Origin of the sequence: Shewanella xiamenensis, assembly GCF_024971755.1 — a bacterium.
Lineage (GTDB): Bacteria > Pseudomonadota > Gammaproteobacteria > Enterobacterales > Shewanellaceae > Shewanella > Shewanella xiamenensis.
Genome location: NZ_CP079718.1, coordinates 1020544 through 1039467, shown reverse-complemented (window position 1 = coordinate 1039467; position 18924 = coordinate 1020544). Strand labels below are relative to the sequence as shown.

Genomic DNA, 18924 nt, shown 5'->3' with positions numbered 1-18924 from the left:
AAGCGATTATCACCTTGGTATACCAAAAAATATCTTAGGAGAACATTTAACAGTTCCACCGTGGGAATCACTTTTTACCCAACTCGATATGCTAACGCACGCAATAACCACAGAATGATGAACAGCCTCCCTTATCGCCTCCCACAAGATAATGATTAAGTGATCTCATCCTGTAAGGCTACTTATAACCTCTCATCAAATGCGATTAATCCATCGATTTTAAAATGCAATATAAATAACTCAACAATATGTTTTTTATTGTAAATAACCATAAAAAACTACTTAAACCACAAAAATAATAAAAAAAACTGACAAGGTTACTTTTTTATAAGTTTTATACTAATTAACCCACCTAAAACCACTTTTAGAGTTATTTACACCTATAAAAATAAATGAGTCTTCCCCTTCCATAAAAACATTAAAAGTTTAATATATTTAACACTATGCAAAACATAATCACCTTTCACACCAATAAAAGTAATCGTAACTACGCATAATGACAACTTTAGACAAAAAAATGCATAAAAGATTACTTTTTACACACTTTTAGATTCTTCAGCTAACTTGTTATCTTTTATAGTTTTAACTAAAAAAGATGCATCAACATAAAAAATGTATCAAATATTTCAGGAGGTTAATCTCAGGTTAACTTAGTCAGACGTGGTGCGTGTTATTCAAAAAATCAGATAAGAAAATCAAGTACACAGGACAATAAATGAGTTACAAATTTCTTTCTTTAACAATAGCGGGATGCTGTGTGTTGGGCTCTCCTGCTATTTATGCAACAGAAGTGCTAGACAGCGGCCAAATCCGTTTTGGTACTGGAGCAGAAAACTCTGTCAATACTAATGGTAACCTACAGCAACCCTTCTACTTCGATCAGACAGCAAATCAATGGTATCAACTTACGTTTTCAAACTATCCATTAGATAGCGCTATTGGCGTCGGCGGTGACGGCACAAACGAATGGAACAATGCTGGAACCATAGTAACTAATCCAGTCTTAACCAACCAAGCACTTGATTACTCAGGCTTTACTAAATATAACGGTGATAAGGGTTACGGTACGATTGTTTCGGTTGGTACATTTAGCATCGATGGATTGGAGCTAGAATATAAAACCAGCTATACCCTGCCACAAAATTCCGCCTTTATTAATATCACCACCCAAATCACCAACCGTTCAACGGTGAATGCCACCAACCTACGTATGTGGGTTGGTACTCGTGATGACTATGTTGGGAGGTTGGATAGTCCTCAAAAGACCCGCGGCAACTTAGTCAATGGCGTTTTTACCCAATTAGCAGCCACCTCTGAAAAAGGCAAGGCACTGCAAATTATTGGCGGCAATAGCGGAGTGTTGTTTTTCTCCCCGTCAACAAAGGCAAACGTAGTGCAACAACGTTGCTGTCAATTTGAAAATGTAATCAATCAAGATCCTGCGACTTCAGCAATCGACGCAACGAATGATGGCTCCTACGCGTTTTATGTACGAATGGCAGATCTACGACCTGGGCAGAGTGAAAGTTTCACCTGGCACTATGCCGCAGGTAAAACCTCTGAATTAGCCAATATAGCGAAAAATGTTGCTCAAGCGGCTGCTATCACCAAAATCACAGTAGAAAATAACACCATTCAGCTTCAAAATATTGATTTTGTAGACATTAACGGCACTACGCTTGCTAAAATAAAAATAGAATCATTGCCCACTAATGGCAGCTTAACGCTGAATGGCACAGCAGTCACAGTCAACCAAGAAATAATCAGTGCTGATTTTGACAATTTAATCTATACCCCTAATGCAGATTTCTTCGGACAAGACCGCTTTAGCTGGCAAGCCTTTGTGGACAATGCTTACATCAATGCCCCTTCCTCTATGGACATTACCGTTGAAGAGGATACAGATAACGACGGTATTGGTAACAACGTCGACCCTGATGACGATGGTGATGGTGTCAATGATGCACAGGATGTGTTCCCGCTCGACCCAAGTGAATGGGTAGATACTGATAATGACGGTATCGGTAACAATGCCGACACCGATGATGACAACGACGGTGTGATCGACGCACAAGATGCCTTCCCACTAGACCCTAACGAGTCAGTTGATACCGACAAAGATGGTATTGGCAACAATGCCGATCCTGATGATGATAATGACGGCTTCAATGATGCGCAGGACATCTTCCCAATCGACTCAACTGAATGGGTAGATACCGACAACGACGGTATCGGTAATAATGCCGATCCTGACGATGACAATGACGGCGTCAAAGATGCACAAGATGCCTTCCCACTGGATCCAGCTGAATCTATTGATACCGACAAAGACGGTATCGGTAACAATGCTGATCCAGATGATGACAATGACGGCGTCAATGATGCGCAGGATGCCTTCCCACTCGACCCAAACGAGTCTGTTGATACCGACAAAGACGGTATCGGTAACAATGCCGATCCTGATGATGATAATGACGGCGTGGTTGATACCCAAGATGCCTTCCCATTAGATCCTAATGAGTCTGTCGATACTGACAAAGACGGCATCGGTAACAATGCCGATCCTGATGATGACAATGACGGCGTCAATGATGCACAGGATGCCTTCCCATTAGATCCAAATGAGTCTGTCGATACTGACAAAGACGGTATCGGTAACAATGCTGATCCAGATGATGACGGTGATAGTGTTAATGATGCGCAGGATGCCTTCCCACTCGACCCTAACGAGTCTGTTGATACCGACAAAGACGGTATCGGTAACAATGCCGACGCCGATGATGATAATGATGGTATGCCAGATGCTTGGGAGCTTGAAAACGGCCTGAATCCTTTGGATGCAACCGATGCGAACAAAGATCTTGATCAAGACGGACGTTCTAACCTTGATGAATTTTTACAAAACTCCAATCCTCAAAAGGACGATGTCGCTCCAGTAGTGAATGTCCCTGCCAACGTCAGTCTCAATGCCACCACTTTGTTTACTAAAGTGGATGCTAAGCTGTTACAGACTCAAGGAATGGTCACTGCAAGCGATGCCGGCAATGAGGCTTGTTGTGCCGTCACCGCAGTCGGCATGATTGAAGAGGGGTTAATGCTACGTCCGGGACGTCACATTATCACTTGGAAAGCACAGGATGCCGCAGGAAACATAGGTAGCGCTGAACAAATTGTGGATATTTACCCCACCATTTCGTTCGGTAAAGATGCCACGGTATCAGAAGGTCGAGACAGCCGCTTTAAAGTGGTGCTCAATGGCGATTCACCCACTTATCCGGTTGTAGTTGACTACACGGTAGGCGGCAGTGCTGATAGTGAAGATCACAATTTAAGCAGTGGTTCGGTTATTATCGAGTCTGGCGTGGAAGCACAGGTGCCCTTTAGCATTCTGGCAGATCAGGTAAAAGAAGCTGAAGAGCTAATTGAACTGAGCTTTGTCGGTGAACAAAACTGGGGGGTTAAAAACACCCACAAGACCCGCATCGTCGAAACCAATGTTGCGCCAGAACTGACGCTTATCGCGAAGCAAAATCATCAGCAAGTCACCAGTATTGCAAAAGATGCAGGCCTTGTCGAACTGGCTCTGAGCATCCTTGATGATAATAGCAAGCACGATATTCGCTGGCTGTTACCAGAAGGCGTCACCGCGGACATAAATGAAACTAAACAACTGTTAAGCTTCGATCCTTCACAGATAAAGACAAACATGCTTAGCCTGTCTGCCACTGTGACCGATAATGGCTCACCCGCCCAAACTGCTGAGATCAATATCCTACTCAAGGTGTTAGCAACAACACCCGAATTAGCGGAACGCGATACCGACAGTGATGGCTTAAGCGATCGCGAAGAAGGCTTAACGGATACGGATCAGGATGGTATTCCTGACTATTTGGATAACATCGACGAAACCCATCTGCTGCCTGAGCGTGGCTTATCCACCAATGCCTATATCATTGAAGCTGACGCCGGCGTAAAACTTACCCTAGGTCAAGTCTCGATGAGCAGCGCCTTTGACGGTGCAGAAGTCACGCCAAATGACTTTAGCATCTCAAAACTGACCGTGGATGATGTGCCGAATAAGGGAGGATATTTTGATTTTATCGTCAGTAACCTTCCAGAAATGGGGCAATCGGTAAATGTGGTTCTGCCTCAGCGAGAAGCCATTCCAAGCCGTGCGGTTTATCGTAAATATGTCGAAGGCAAAGGTTGGTTTAACTTTGTTGAAGACACTAATAACCATTTAAGCTCAGCGAAAGGAGAGCCAGGTTATTGCCCTGCACCAGGATCTGACGCCTTTAAGCCGGGCTTAACCGAAGGTGATTGGTGTGTGCAGCTCACCATCAAAGACGGTGGTCCGAACGATAGCGATAGTAAAGTGAACGGTACGGTCAAAGATCCCGGTGGTATTGGACAACCCATAATGCATGAGGTTGAAGTGACTACAAATGGCAGTGGTAGTATAGGCTTAGGTATGGTGTTGTTAATGGGATTCATGGCGGGCGTAAGACGCTTTGGTCGTCGTATCAGTGGCTTACTTGCATTACTGGGACTCAGTTTTGGCGCTAACGCGGTAGAGTTTAATGCTGACAACCTATATCTGCAGCTAGGTGCCGGACAAGGCCATTCCAGTGTCGAGCGTAGTGATATTGCAGCAGAACTCTCTAAGATTTCTGACACCATCAAGGTGACCGACTTTGATGACACATCAAAGAGTTACTGGTTCGAACTAGGCTACAAAATCCATCCTAACTGGGGGATTGAGCTGGGCTATGTCGACCTTGGCAATGTCTCGGTGAGTTTTACAGGCCAAGTCGATCAACTCGAAGTGGAATCTTACTTGGATAAAGTGAGCCTGAGTCATCCTGATAGTGCATCGGGTGCAAGTATTGGTGTGAGTTACTTCTATCCACTCATGGATAAGTTAGTACTCAGTGGTCGAGCAGGTGCATTCTTTTGGGAAGGTGATTACAGCACACTACTCAAAATCAAAGAGGACACCTTTAGCTATCAACACCAAAGCCAAAACGGTACCGATTTGTATCTCGGTATGGGACTTGATTATCTCCCCGCTGAACACTGGGCTATCGGCCTCGCACTGCGCAGCTACCGCTTGGATGGTTATCATACCGATGTAGTTGCCTTATCCGTGGGCTTTGATTTTTAAAATAATCTAACTCATGTAAGCCCAGCAATTTGACTATTGCTGGGCTTTTTTATTGATTCCTTAACCCAGTGCAACACACTCCACGCCCCGTAACGACTGACACAAATGATAGCGAGCTTGGTTCACTAGGATATAGCCTAGCTTTTCCTGTAAAGAAAATATCGATGGTTCAATCACTTTACTGGCGTCAATCACTAAGGAATGGATCGCCAAAAAGCGGTGTTGTCCATAGGTGCGATAGCTTATCTGCGATCGAGTTAAATCTACACTGGCATAACGATTAAGCACTTGCATCCCATAAAACTGCCGATTGATATTCCCCTGTGCATCACAAATTTCGGCGGGAATAAATTGAACCGCTTGACCTATAACATCTCGAAATTGCTCAACAAATGCTGCGCTTACCAGCTCAGGTCCAAGAGTGGGTAAAATGTCGTATTGCGTTATCTCATCATCAAGGACATCTACTTCATAGTAAAAGGGGCCAACGCCATTCGAGGGTTGGCTCAAGGCATCAGCATAGGACTGTACATTTCGCTCACCATACACAAAATACACATCTCGATGGTAAAAACTCTGCAACGTATAAAATCGTTCCATCTTTACATCCTGTAAATCCAGCTAAATCAAGTATGTTGCCCTCATTTGCGAAGTGAGGCTAAAACAAATGCGAAGTGAGGCAAAAACAAAGCCCCGTAAACGGGGCTTTGTTTTTGAATCTCAAAATGATTCTAAAGTAATGTCTAGAACGGCAGTTCACATAAAGTTATGCCAAAAGCCATTCAAGCTATTAAAAGTATTGCCTTTTATTGTAAAAAAAGCCAACTTTGTTAAGTTAAACTCAAATATTGTCAACGATTTGAGCAAGAACTATGGAGTGTTCGCCGCTGAGTGTAAAGATAGCATCTTGACACTTTCGGCGACAGCACCTAATCAACAAAACGCCAACTGGATCTTGGAATATCGAGTGGGCCATAATTATCTCCTGTGATTATGGAGGAGTACCTTGAGAGATAGCCTCCCGAGGGTAAGGTATTGCTGTTTAGGGCCAGCTACCGCTATAGCCAGCGAGCGCTGACAGTGAGTAAAGAGTATGACAGGGACCAAAAAGGATAAAACTCTGTAATTGCCCTTTTAAGGTGCAAAAGACAAGTTTTCCTAAACAAAGGATAGGATGAGAAGTATGATGATTCACTTATGAGTGGGTTAAACTATCCAAACATAAAGATCTAGGAAAAACTTTCACATGTGAAAGTTTTGCGGCTCAACTCCAAAGGAGCAAAAATGGGCAGAACACTGGAAGATATTATTGCAGAGCAACCTCAAAATCTCGTTGATTCTGCTAAGGAAATAGCTTCAAAACAGCTAATCCATATCCATTTAATCGAGTTACTAGAACGTATCGAGACTGATGCAGGCTGCCACATTGATAACTGCACAATCGATAGCCTACAGAGACTGAAGCAGCTTGTTGCATCAGCAGGAGGAAAACTTCGCCTTCATGTCGATCTACCGGATGGTTCAAATCACGGTTTTAAGCTGTGACCCTAGAACTTTCACATGTGAAAGTTAATACTACATTTAGTTTAACTACCAGTCACATATAAGTCTGACACGGAAAGCTAGCCCCTAAAAGGGTGCACTCTGATTTATGTGAACACCCAGAATTTCACACGTCGAGCTCTGTTTTGTGTTCATAGTGGCTTCTTTATGAGCACCAAATTACACGCAAAATACGTAAATCCTTAATAAATCCAACTGTTGTGTGCTAAAGGCATTCGGTTTAACAAATCACGGCGCTCTCGCCAATCAGGCAGTAATCTATCCATGTGCGCCTTAAATTGCTCATTATGATTACGCTCTAGCAGATGCACCAATTCATGTACCAATATGTACTCTAGACATTCGGGAGGCTTTTTCGCGAGCTCTAAATTTAGCCAAATGCGCTTTGCCTTAATATTGCAGCTACCCCATTTGGTTTTCATCTTTTTGACTCCCCAATCGGCAGCTGTAACGCCGATCTTGTCCTCCCAAACAGGCAATAACTCAGCGATTCGCGCTTTAAGTGCATCTCGATAATATGAGTTCATTACCAGCGCCTTGTTCTCAAGCGTTGTTGCGGGATTGACATATAAATGCAATCGACCACGACCTAGCTTGATTTCATGCTTTCCGGAACGCTCAATAAGATTCAGACGATAACGCCTGCCCCACAGGTAATGACATTCACCGCTAACCATTTCTCGATCAGATTGGCGAGGTTGTTTGGCAAAATCACTCTGCTGTTTCTTGATCCAAGGAATGCGACTGATCACTGCCATACGGATTGCGGTTTCTGTCATAGATTCCGGAGCAGAAACGCGCACACGCCCATCAGGTGGCAACACGCTGATATGGAGGTTTTTAATTGCCTTACGATTTAACTGGATCGTAATAGAACCAACTTCTATTTTAGGCATTAATGGTACTCTTTTTGCGCTTTTGCCAATTTCATTACACTCTGAATATCAACCTCATAACCATCCGTTTCTTCTCTCACAGCATTGGCAATTTCTCGCTCCTTGAAACGATCCCCTACCCAGTCCGCTTTTTTGGTATAACGAATGGCACTATCTATTTTGGTAGCCAGTAGTTCATCTTGACCAAAATTATCGTAAAACGCACGTTTGGGATTAGAGTCCATCGATGGCGGATAGTTAGCCGCTGTCTGCTCTGGACGTACAACCTTACGAGATAGCTCGAGGATTTTTTCCAGATACTCTTGATATTCAATGGCTTTTTGGCGACGAAGCTCAATCAGCTCATCCAGTAACACCGACATTTGCTCGTAATACTTAGGGTTAACCGGGTTTTCATCGACGATGGTTTTACGCACGTTATTCTCGATTGTTTCTGCCATGGCTTCTTGGTTCTTACGAATACTTTTGGGTAAAACCTCCAAGGCATCAGCACCTTTTTCAACGATAAGCTCAATAAGCCCAAGCTCTTCAAAATCCATCAGTACTTCGCTGTCATCCGCACGAATATACATATCTAACAAATGGCGCATCGCAGGCTCAAAGCGTTTCATTTCTACCAAATCGCCACTGGCCAGTTTTACTTCGTCACGGACTTTTTCAAAATGAGCAACTTCTGTTCTTATCAAGTCTACATCTTGCGCAGAATAGCCTGCATCAGGCATTTCATTGGCGACATTGGCAAACGCACGCAGTAGTTTGGCAACGTTCTGATAAAGCGTTAAACGCAGCGCTTCTTTTTCAGTCAATTTATCTTGATTAAATCCAGACTCACCACAAAAATAATGAATGTAGTCTTCCGTATTGCGTGGCGCTTTTACTGGCTCACACAAGGCGCGCACCATTTCCAGCGCATTATCCAAATCGAGCTTGGCTTGCTCTAAACGATCTTTCAGCAGCCCTGCAACATCTTCCTTGTCATAACCATCAAATGCGCCTTGAGTGTAATCAGAAATCGCTTTATCCAACGAGCGGAACAAATCCTTGTAGTCGATGATATACCCGTATTCTTTATCATCGCCATCCAAACGGTTCACGCGGCAAATGGCCTGAAACAGATTGTGATCAGCCATCTGTTTGTCGATATACAAATAGGTAGCCGAAGGGGCGTCAAAGCCAGTAAGCAGCTTATCGACAACGATCAGTAAGCGCATTTGACCTGGGTCATCAATAAATTGCTTTTTAACTTTTTTTTCAAACTCTTCAACCCGGTTTGCAGCCTTGTCTTCCGTTTGCTCGAAGTAATCCGCAAGCATTTTGCGGTAAATATCGTATTTAAAGAGCTTTTCCGTTAAACCCTCACCCGTTTCTTCCCCTTTAATGCTTGCAGCAGTCGGCTGAAAACTGGTGACAATAGCCACCTTACCGGCTAAATCTGTTTGGCTGAACATTTCATAAGCTTTACAAGCTTGATAAACACTAGAGCAGACCAACATGGCATTGCCGTAGCCATCCATCAGGCGTGGCTTAGTGTCCATATCCAGCAAGATATCGTTCACAATTTGCTGCAAACGCGATTTACTGGACAGCACCTTTTGCATGGTGCCCCATTTCTGTTTCAACTGGGTTTTCGCTAATCGTGATAAGCCGCGTGTTTTGGCCTCAAACCATTCATCAACCTTTTTCTGCGAAGTGACATTTTGGTCAATGTCTCGTGCTTCATAGCGCAAGTCGAGCACCACCCCATCGGCCACAGCTTCATCAAACTTATAGGTGTGAATGTAAGGGCCAAATACCTCAACCGATTTTTTCTTGTCTTTCTTCATCAAGGGCGTGCCAGTGAAGCCGACAAACATAGCTTCTGGCAGGATTGATTTCATCGCCTCGTGCAACTTGCCCGATTGAGTACGGTGACACTCATCCACAAAAACAAACACATCACCTTTGGCTTTAAAGTCCGATGGTAGGGATTTCTTTAACTCGGCAATAAACTCATCCGTCGCGGTATCGTTTTCCGAATCAGACCGCCGACCAAATTTATGGACTAAAGAGCAAACCAACCAGGGGTTGGGCTGATTGAGTGTCGCCACCAAATCGGCACCGCTTTTGGTGCGATAAATATCTTCCTCAACACCGGTGAATACTTTTTCAATCTGCTCATCCAGCTCTGTACGATCGGTCACAATCAATACACGTGCGTCTTTGACATTCTCACGTATCCATTTGGCCAGCCATACCATAGTGAGGCTTTTGCCAGAACCTTGCGTATGCCAAATAATGCCGCCTTCACGCCTTGTGATATGGCGTTTTGCCGCTTCAATACCAAAGAACTGATTGTGACGACAGGTCTTTTTAATACCCGCATCGAAAACAATAAAATCATGGATAATTTGTAGCAAGCGCGCTTTGTTACACACGCGGCTCAGGTGGAAATCGAGTTTGTGCTCATAAGGATTGGTAAGGTCTTCCTTCCACTCAAGGTAGTGCTTTTCAGGCGTTTCAATGGTGCCGTAACGCAAGCCTTGGGTGTCGTTACCCGCCATCACTAATTGCATGGTGGTAAAGAAGTTGCGGATGAAGTCTTTCTTTTGGTTATCGAGATTCTGCCGAATACCTTCTGAAACCGACACCGACGAGCGCTTTAATTCGATAACGCCCAGCGCAATGCCGTTCACATAGAGCACAATGTCTGGGCGTTTTTTGTTTTCGCCTTTAATCGAGACCTCTTCAGCAATGGCAAAATCGTTCGCCTGTGGATTCTTCCAGTCAATCAACCATACCGTCTCATTAAGATGGCCAGCGCCTTCTTTGTCTTTCACGCCGTAGCGCAGCTGGCGGTAAACCTCTTTGTTGGCGTAATAGAGCTTTTTACCTTCGCCCAGCGCTGCTGCCGTATCCAATTGGCGAATAGCACGATTGATCAACGCCTCGCTGACACCGCGTTTATTTAGCCAATCAACCAGGATATCCACTTCAATATTTTTATTATTAGCGCGATCCTGCCAATCGCCTAAATAGCGATAACCTAAGTCAGTTTGAAAAAACTGAACGATACGATTTTGGGTAGCGCGCTCACGCTGACCTACGTTACTCATCCTAACCTCTAATCAATTCGAAGCTTGTTCCTCTTGACAGCCAAGCAACGATCAAGCAAATTTTACCCTTTAAAATCAATCTTTTATTACTAATTTAATTGACTTCAACACCACTCAATCAAGCAGCGGTCAAGCAAAAATTCATTTTCTTCGCCTAGCGATATAACACCGTTTTTAAATGATCATCGGTTAATTCAAACTCTGGCTCTTTACCCGTGAGCGCTTTGGTTAGCGGAACAATTTTTGTTCTCACACCCATTCCTCGATAATCGACATAGCCATAATCACGCAAAACTTCCATGACGATGGTATTCCTTGGTGACCGCTGACCTGCCTTCATTTTTTCAACTGTCATTGAATTTGGCAAAGCACCAGGGCTAATCACTTCAAGGCGATTCGAGTATCCTGACACTTCAATCTCAACAAACCGAGTCCAATCGCGGTGAGCCAGTGAGTTAATCAATGCCTCCCTTACGGCTTCAAGGGGATAAAACCACTTTGTTTCCCGTCTCAGCCCTGCATCTACCTCACCAGACTCCTCAGATATAAAGGGTGTCATCGCTTCCATAAAGCGCTCAATAACGCCGCCATCGACCAGGCGTTTATCACCATTATCGAGATCCCAGCGACCAACCATTGGGCCATCTATAATGTCATCCAGCGCTGCTTGGTATTCCTTATCATCGCCAGTAAATGCCATCACTCTTAATCCAGCTTGCTTTAAGTAACGGCGCGGGCTTTTGCCAAACAGCACCAGTCCTGCAATGGTGCAGCAAATGTTACCTGCCGCCTCCGTTAAAAACCCAAGCCCGAGAAGCCTTGCCTGCCATTCTTCAGGAGACTTCGGTACATCTGGATCACGCAAGATATCCCGAACATAATTCATCAGCCGCGCATCATCCAGACAACTGATATCTGTACGAGGAACGGGCATGACTTCAGTGTGTAACATGCCACCCAATTCAAACAGCCTCATTTGCTGCTCTCTGGTTGCCAGTCTGGACGTTGTGCCTACACGAATGTAGATTTCTTCTTTCCCGCTGTGACGAACGACATAAGGCTTTGAGATACCAATAGGGAAGCTCACAACTGCCACGGTTTTGTCATCGTCTAACTTTACCTCTTCATAAAAAGGCAAAATCATAGGATGGATTTTGTTCTGAAAAACATTCATCACCCATTCTTCGAGATCGCCCCTTTGAATACCGCTGATTACCCCATCGTCTTCTACGCCAAGCAGTATTCTTCCGCCTTGGAAGTTGGCCATAGCCACCACTTCTTTTGCCAGTTGTTCAGGGCGAATATCGTCCCGCTTAAACTCCACGCCTGAGTTTTCACCATTGGCAATAATTTCTAATAATTCTGTCTTTAACATGCGTTTCTCCCAAGGGGCACAAGTGCTCAATTAAAACCGTATTTCTCACGGCGCTGATTGAACGCACTTTTACCACCTTCCAAAATATCGGCTGCCAGCTCTTGAACTTTGGGTACATCAATAGCCCCTTGCTGCTCTGACAAAATCATCCCTTTACTATCTTCAACACTCAACACACCGATCCATTCTGCATCACCGAATACGGGGATATTGGCATTATGTGTGGCAAACAGAAATTGGCGGCTTAGTTTTGCTCTGCGAAGCTCTGCGACAATACGTTCGGCAATAAATGCGTTATCCAAATTGTCTTCCGGTTGATCCAAAATCAAAGGGTCTTGATTGTCCAAAAGCAACAAATGCAAAACAGCGGTACACTGCTGCCCCGTCGATAAGTCATCAATAGGGCGAAATACTGCCTCTCGCTCGCCATGGGTCACATTCAGTTCAATGGCCATCGTATCGGGCAGTTGCAACTCTTCCAGCTCTAAGAGCTTTACTTCTGGCAAACGGGTTAAGGCGGTAATAACCGTACCTGTGACGCCAAAGTTCTGGGCTAATTCTGTTTCTCCCTGGCGAATGGTGGCAGCGAGATTACTGGGTGAAAAGTCGCCATCCAGCACCCAAGCCAAGCGCTTAGGCCCTACGCCCTCTAAACTGCATTCGCTAAGAAAATCAACAAACGCTTGGCGGTTCCCTTCCGGCTGCAAGGTAAGCCGAACCTTTTGTTCCAGCTTGCGCGTTAAGCGTTTCACTGATTTCAAAATACTGGTCGCTCTGGCGCTCGTATACTGATCCAACTCCAACAACAGCTTTTTGCGCTGGCCGTACAACTCGTCAATTTGCGCTTGGCGATGTTGTAACGTGGTTTGCTTGGGTCTGATCTGCTCAATTTGCTTCAGCAGCGTCTGATACTCTGCGCCAATTTGCCGTCCCGTTTTACCTTGGCTTGCCGGAATATCTTTAAAGGCTTTTTCTAAATTCTGCTCTTCAGTCTGCTGTTTTTCCAACAACGCTTGCTTAAGCGGTGCCAGCTGTGTATCCGCATTCAAAGCAAGCTGTTCCAGTTGCACTAGCGTTTGCTGTACACCTGCTTTTAAGGCGTCCAACACCAAGCGCTGCTGCCTAAATGAATCAGCATGCGGCAAGCCATCCAATGCGCTATCACTTAAAAAAACCGTATCGGGCAAGCTGTCTTTAAGGGCTTCAATGGCGTCTTTTACGCGAGTCACATCTTCATCGACACGCGCTTTTAACTGCTTTTCTTTTTCCAGCTTAGGAATAATTTTCAGCTTTTCTTCAATCCCTAAGGCTTGATACTGCTTAGCCTGATCCAATAGCTTAGGCAGGCGCTCTACCTCGGCTTCAACATCGTCTTTCTGGCTCAGTGCACGCTTGATGGATTCTCGATTTTCTTTCAGTTTTGCCAGCACCTTGGCAATATCGGCATCAAATTGCTCGTGTTCCCCTTCCAAAAAGCGCTCTATGAGCTGATTACGACTATGTTCATCGCGGGTCATTTCATAGATTTCATTTTGCCCGTAAAGCTCAATGCCCGGCAGCAGATCAGTGGGGTGGTAAGGTGAAACATTGCCTTGTTCATCCACCACCACAGGTTGATTACCATATTTTCGACTCACCGTGAATTTACGACCATGCAGCACGGCTGAGCGCAGCGTAATTTCAACCATCCCCCGCTCTTTGCCAAGGTTAGTATCAATCACACTCTTATGCTGTTTTAACGCGTTTTGCGTTTTAGGCTCTAACGCGAATGCGTAGCGAATACACTCCAACAAGGTTGATTTTCCCGTACCACGTCCACCAATAACGGCGTTAAGATGGTCAGACAACTCAATATCAACGCCGTCCAGATAGCCGCCAACAAAGCGAATACGTTCGATGGCAGAGGCATAGTTTTCCGGCTTATCGGAATTTAAACGAACCCTTGAGCCAGCATCCAAAAAAGCCTGTTTAAACGAGGCAAAACAAGGTTTGGTCATCTTGATTAAACAGGAAGCACCTGCTTCTTTTATTTTTTCAGGTGCCTCAACATCAGCTGCGTTAATCGCGGCCATCTCCCGTTCACGTTTATAGTTAGCGTCTTTGTTCAGGAAAACTTTTCGGTAAAAATCATTTTCAACGCCACGCAAATCTTCTATCGAACCCGGTATCTGCGCCGCTAGAAGACCTTGGTGTTGCCATACATGATTCATCTGACCAATTTTGAGCAAACCATTGTCATTGGTACAGTGTGCCGCGAAGATAAAGCCACCTTGCTGATTCACTTCATCAATCAACTGCTCTGCACTTAACCTCGAAGGGCGAACACCGTCCTGAGGATCCAATAGCCGCAAACTACCCAGAATTCGCTCAAGCTCTTGCGCCGATTTGCTTTCATCAAACAAACAGACAAAATGTATTTTTTCGCTTGAAGCAATCTCAAAGCCGGGAAAAACCACGATACCATGTTGATTAAACAAGGTTCGAATCGAGTCAACACCATCTACCGAGCCATGGTCAGCCAAACCGATAATCTCAATGCCCGCCTCCAGTGCAGCATTTAACAACCGCTGGTTATAGTCAGATTCAGACAGACTCTGTTGTTGGCCACGGTATTGAATATAACCCGCTGGATTAACCTGCAACGCACATTTAAAAAAGCGAGCTTTTTTATAACTTTGCTGTTGGTCAGCCATGTTGTGACTCCTTATTTAGCGGTTGCAGCAAGCGTGTCTTACCCGTCAGCAGCTCCTGCATCATGCCTTGTTTGATTTGGCGGGTTTTGCCAAGGCGTTGTTCCAGCGCCTGAATCTCTTCGTCCATATCGGACAGAATGGTGGCGATGGCGGTTTGTTCTTCTATACAAGGTGCTGAAAATTCAAAATTAACAAAATCCTTTTGATACAAGTGGGTAATAGTCGAGCCTGCGGTAATTCTGTTAATGAAATCGTCAAAAACTCTGGATGTAAGAACGTAGAACAAAAAGCGTTGCATCAAATTATTGTTTTTAGGCCTAACAACGAAAACACCACTATTCAACGTGGCAGGCCGACTGAGTGCAGTGACATAACCAACTTTACCAATAGTTCCATCCTTGGTTATTAATACATCATCATTTCTAAGCTGAATATTTTGATCTTGTTTATAACGCCATTCGCTTACATAGAAACATCTTTCCCATTTCACGGCACCCGAATCAAAATCAGTACCAGTTACTAGATAGATATCTCCTGTTGTTTGGTATTCTTTGGTCGTTAACGCTTGCCAACCAATACGAGCTTTTAAAACCGTATCGCGACCAATTGATATACGTTCCCAATCCTCCGGGATTTCCCCTAACTCACTTGGTTTGGTGCCTTTTGGCTTGCCATCTTCACGCAAAGCAAACTGCGGCAGGCGGGTGCGGCCGGTGAGCAGTTGTTGCATGGTGGCGGTTTTGATGGCCTGTTTTTTGGCGATCAGTTCTTCCAGCTCGCTGACTAGCGCATCAACATCGGATAGCGCATTGGCGATGGCGGTTTGTTCTTTTTCATTAGGGAATGGAACAGCGATATTCTTTATCAAATCTGTATTGAGGTTAGGCTGCCCATTTCCTGTTGCGACCTGATCGTGTAGCTTCTTGGTCTGCGTGTTGAAGTAATAGACAAGAAACTCTCGGACTCCCATCTTTTGGTTAATAATTGCCGCAACACCATCGTTTGCGCAACATTTAATGCCAAGAATTTTTGCAACACCAAGGGTAGCACCGCTATTTGAAATTATTAGCGTGCCTTTCTCTAAAGTTCTACTTTGTAATGAACCAAGCTCAGTTAATTTTGAAATTGTTTCTGTAACATAAATCTCAGATGCAGGGATATTTGTAAGCGATGCTACCGTCAACCAAGGAATAAAATCCCCATTGAAGAACCTAGAATCTCCTGCCGGCCTTGGAGAGCCACCTCGAACTATGTCACCTATTTCACCGAGAGTAACGCATTTCCAATCCTCTGGAATCAACCCTACATCTGTCTGTTTATATCCAATAGGTATTGGATTCGAAGCCGCTTCGGCTAGGTATTTTGCACTGACTTCCGCTACTCCGCTCATAACACCCACTCCAGCCCCATGGCTTTTAAGTGACCTGCCACTTTATCACTCAGGTTTTCTACTGATTGGGTAAGGGCAGGCAATGGCTCGCTATAACGCTCTTCCAACTCTTTCACACGATTGGCCAGCTGCTGGGTAATGCGCTCGATTTCGGCGACAATATGGCTTTCAAGCGTTGCCAGCCATTTGTCGTCCACAATCAGGGATTTAATCTCATCAATGCTGAGTTTGGGGTATTGCTTAAATACCGCTAAATCGAGCGCATCTTGCGCTTCTTTTAGGGCTTTTTTGGCATCGGCCTCGGCATCAAACAGTTTTTTGGCTTGTTTGAGTGCGGCTTTTTCATCCGGGTCGATGGATAGTTTTAAACGCGCCGTAACCGTGGCTTTGGTGACTTTGTCTTTATCGTTTAGCGCATCGTTTAGTAAGCCGTCTTCACCGCTGTTTTCCTCAAGGAAAGTTTCAAGCGTTTGGCTGGCGCTATCCAGCGCACTTTGCAGGCGATCCACTTGCGCTTGTACTTCGGCAAAAAAGCGCGCGACAATTAACGCCGGTGGAATGAGTTCGGCTTTGTATTTGGCTTTGCCAATCACTAAATCGGGTGCCTCTTTGAGCTTTTCACCTTTTTTAACGGCTAGCTCGCGCAGCACTTTGCCTGCTTGCCAGCCGTCTTGCACTAGCACATATACATCGTCTTGCATTGACTCTGCCCAGTAATCCATCAGGATCTGGTAGATGTCGTATTTGCTGAGTAACGCCACGTTCGCGTAGTTATGCAATAAACTTTCACTGATTTCAAAAATAAGCGATTTGGGTTGATCGCCGATAGCGATTTCCCCTAACGCGATAGCTTCACTCCATGCATGAAAATGCTGCAAGCTTTCCGTCGCGAAAGTTTTAAACTCCGCATGATTCAGAATGGTACCTTTTACCTCGGAGGCTTTGACCAAGGCCTCATTATAGCCCTCACGCGCGGGCTTGAACAAAGTCGCTCGAATACTCGGGAAGATTTGCCAGTATCTCTCTAAGGCATCGATGTCTCGGTTTGGAATACCGCCTTGCAGATGAGCGCTTAAATCGTGCAAATCCTCCGGATCACTGGAGTCGATATAACGCGGAATATTCAGGTTGTAGTCGTTACCGGCGATTTCACTGAGCGGCACCATGCGCGAGTAGCGCGGCAGTTCTAGCTGCTTGGTAAATACATCGACGATTTTATGAATATCTTGGCTGCGCAGGCGGTTTTTGTTGCCGTCTTTCATGAAGCCTTTGCTGGCATCGACCATAAAAATCCCCTTCCTTGCCTGCGCGTGCTCTTTATCAATCACGATAATGCAAGCAGGAATGCCGGTGCCGTAAAACAGGTTCGCAGGTAAGCCAATAATGCCTTTGATGTAACCTTGCTTGATGAGGTTTTCACGAATACGTGCTTCGGCATTACCACGGAACAAAACGCCGTGAGGCAGAATGACCGCGCCTTTACCCGTGCTTTTTAGGCTTTTAATGATGTGCAGTAAAAAGGTGTAGTCGCCATTTTTCTCAGGTGGAATGCCCCAACTGAATCGGCCAAATTCATCGTCATTAGGATTGATGCCACTGGTCCAGTTTTTGTTGGAAAACGGCGGATTGGCCACGGCGAAATCAAAAGTCTTAAGTTGGCCGTTTGCTTCTTTCCATTGCGGGTCAGCAATGGTGTTGCCTTTCCAGATTTTGGCGGTGGCGTTGTTGTGCAGGATCATGTTCATACGCGCCAAGGCACTGGTGGCGTTGTCCATCTCCTGGCCAAAAATACTCAACCCACGGGGCGCTTCATCACTGGCTTTTAGCAATAGCGAGCCCGAGCCGCAGGTTGGGTCGTAGACGGTGGCATCTTGCGGAGTATTGCTATCAATACCAATCACTTTAGAAAGGATACGTGACACTTCCGACGGTGTATAAAACTGGCCTTTGGATTTACCGGATTCGGTTGCAAAGTGGCGCATCAAGTATTCGTAAGCATCACCCAACAAGTCATCGCCATCTGCACGGTTGGCAGAGAGATCTAGCCCTTCAAAGATACCAATCAGCTTAGACAGGCGGTCAATCATCTCTTTGCCTTTGCCAAGCTTGTCTTCATCGTTGAAGTCGGCAACATCGATGACGCCTTTGAGGTCATTTTCTTCGGCCAGCGCGCTGATGATTTTATTGATTTTATCGCCGATCTCTTTGTCGCCTTTCAGGGCAACCATATCGTCAAAGCTGGCACCTTGTGGCACTACAATCATGCCGTAAGGGTCACCTTTGTATTTGTCAGAGACATACTTCATAAACAGCATGGTCAGCACATAATCTTTGTACTGGCTTGCATCCATACCTCCACGCAGCTCATCGCAGCTGGCCCAAAGGGAGGAGTAAAGTTCAGTTTTCTTAATGGCCATGGTTATTCCTTGCAGTGCCGAGCAACAGCCCAACACGATTAAATTTGAGTCGTTATAGTTTGGTGGTATCAAGCCCGGCCGCTTTTAATCGCTGTGTCAGGTTACGCATTTTGCTAAATTCGGTACCGAAGCTACTTCGCAAGCCGACTCCTTCACAGAACTCTTTCGCTGTAATGTTCTTCAACTCGTCAGCATACTTGATCATTTGCAAGTGGAGCTCAGCGGTGTACTGGTTACGAGGTGCATCTAACAAGGCTTGTTTGATGTGTACGTAAATTTCGCATTCGTTCATTTTTTAGCCTATGGAATTGTGACTGCTATATAATTTAGCTAA

The 18924-nt window shown here is 45.0% G+C and carries 10 protein-coding genes; 2 read left to right on the top strand and 8 right to left on the bottom strand.

Features of this window, described 5'->3' with window-relative positions; all coding sequences use genetic code 11:
• The first annotated feature begins 757 nt into the window (after positions 1-757).
• Positions 758-5164: a choice-of-anchor U domain-containing protein gene (locus KXJ80_RS05615; protein WP_259474567.1), complete on the top strand. Its 4407-nt coding sequence runs from the start codon at positions 758-760 to the stop codon at positions 5162-5164.
• A gap of 60 nt (positions 5165-5224) precedes the next feature.
• Here the strand turns inward: KXJ80_RS05615 and KXJ80_RS05610 are convergent, their stop codons facing one another.
• Positions 5225-5764 (bottom strand): imm11 family protein, encoded by a 540-nt coding sequence (locus KXJ80_RS05610; protein ID WP_099457439.1) that lies wholly within the window; start codon positions 5762-5764, stop codon positions 5225-5227.
• Positions 5765-6448: 684 nt separating this feature from the next.
• Between KXJ80_RS05610 and KXJ80_RS05605 the strand changes: the two genes are divergently transcribed.
• Positions 6449-6709, top strand: a complete 261-nt coding sequence (locus KXJ80_RS05605; protein ID WP_053034685.1) for a hypothetical protein — start codon at positions 6449-6451, stop codon at positions 6707-6709.
• A gap of 200 nt (positions 6710-6909) precedes the next feature.
• Here KXJ80_RS05605 and KXJ80_RS05600 read toward each other — a convergent pair whose 3' ends face one another.
• From KXJ80_RS05600 to KXJ80_RS05570, 7 genes are all read right to left on the bottom strand, one after another.
• The gene (locus KXJ80_RS05600) at positions 6910-7623 is read right to left on the bottom strand and encodes a M48 family metallopeptidase (protein WP_053034686.1); all 714 of its coding nucleotides are present in this window, start codon (positions 7621-7623) and stop codon (positions 6910-6912) included.
• Positions 7623-10715: a type I restriction endonuclease subunit R gene (locus tag KXJ80_RS05595; protein ID WP_259474566.1), complete on the bottom strand. Its 3093-nt coding sequence runs from the start codon at positions 10713-10715 to the stop codon at positions 7623-7625. Before KXJ80_RS05595 ends, KXJ80_RS05600 begins: the two co-directional genes overlap by 1 nt.
• A gap of 154 nt (positions 10716-10869) precedes the next feature.
• Complete coding sequence (locus KXJ80_RS05590) at positions 10870-12090, bottom strand: RNA/DNA-binding domain-containing protein (protein ID WP_053034688.1); 1221 nt, start codon at positions 12088-12090, stop codon at positions 10870-10872.
• 26 nt (positions 12091-12116) lie between these two features.
• On the bottom strand, positions 12117-14783 hold the full coding sequence (locus KXJ80_RS05585; protein ID WP_053034689.1) for a TrlF family AAA-like ATPase: 2667 nt from the start codon (positions 14781-14783) through the stop codon (positions 12117-12119).
• Entirely contained in the window at positions 14776-16173 is a 1398-nt protein-coding gene (locus tag KXJ80_RS05580) for a restriction endonuclease subunit S (protein WP_053034690.1), read from the bottom strand. Before KXJ80_RS05580 ends, KXJ80_RS05585 begins: the two co-directional genes overlap by 8 nt.
• Positions 16170-18590, bottom strand: coding sequence for a type I restriction-modification system subunit M (locus KXJ80_RS05575; RefSeq protein ID WP_259474565.1), 2421 nt, complete (start codon positions 18588-18590; stop codon positions 16170-16172). Before KXJ80_RS05575 ends, KXJ80_RS05580 begins: the two co-directional genes overlap by 4 nt.
• A gap of 52 nt (positions 18591-18642) precedes the next feature.
• On the bottom strand, positions 18643-18882 hold the full coding sequence (locus tag KXJ80_RS05570; RefSeq protein WP_053034692.1) for an HTH-like domain-containing protein: 240 nt from the start codon (positions 18880-18882) through the stop codon (positions 18643-18645).
• Between the last annotated feature and the right edge of the window lie 42 nt (positions 18883-18924).

Bases quoted from the DNA above. Each gene is read 5' to 3' on its own strand.
- KXJ80_RS05610 (WP_099457439.1), bottom strand. From the start codon at position 5,764: ATGGAACGATTTTATACGTTGCAGAGTTTTTACCATCGAGATGTGTAT.
- KXJ80_RS05605 (WP_053034685.1), top strand. From the start codon at position 6,449: ATGGGCAGAACACTGGAAGATATTATTGCAGAGCAACCTCAAAATCTC.
- KXJ80_RS05600 (WP_053034686.1), bottom strand. From the start codon at position 7,623: ATGCCTAAAATAGAAGTTGGTTCTATTACGATCCAGTTAAATCGTAAG.
- KXJ80_RS05595 (WP_259474566.1), bottom strand. From the start codon at position 10,715: ATGAGTAACGTAGGTCAGCGTGAGCGCGCTACCCAAAATCGTATCGTT.
- KXJ80_RS05590 (WP_053034688.1), bottom strand. From the start codon at position 12,090: ATGTTAAAGACAGAATTATTAGAAATTATTGCCAATGGTGAAAACTCA.
- KXJ80_RS05585 (WP_053034689.1), bottom strand. From the start codon at position 14,783: ATGGCTGACCAACAGCAAAGTTATAAAAAAGCTCGCTTTTTTAAATGT.
- KXJ80_RS05580 (WP_053034690.1), bottom strand. From the start codon at position 16,173: ATGAGCGGAGTAGCGGAAGTCAGTGCAAAATACCTAGCCGAAGCGGCT.
- KXJ80_RS05575 (WP_259474565.1), bottom strand. From the start codon at position 18,590: ATGGCCATTAAGAAAACTGAACTTTACTCCTCCCTTTGGGCCAGCTGC.
- KXJ80_RS05570 (WP_053034692.1), bottom strand. From the start codon at position 18,882: ATGAACGAATGCGAAATTTACGTACACATCAAACAAGCCTTGTTAGAT.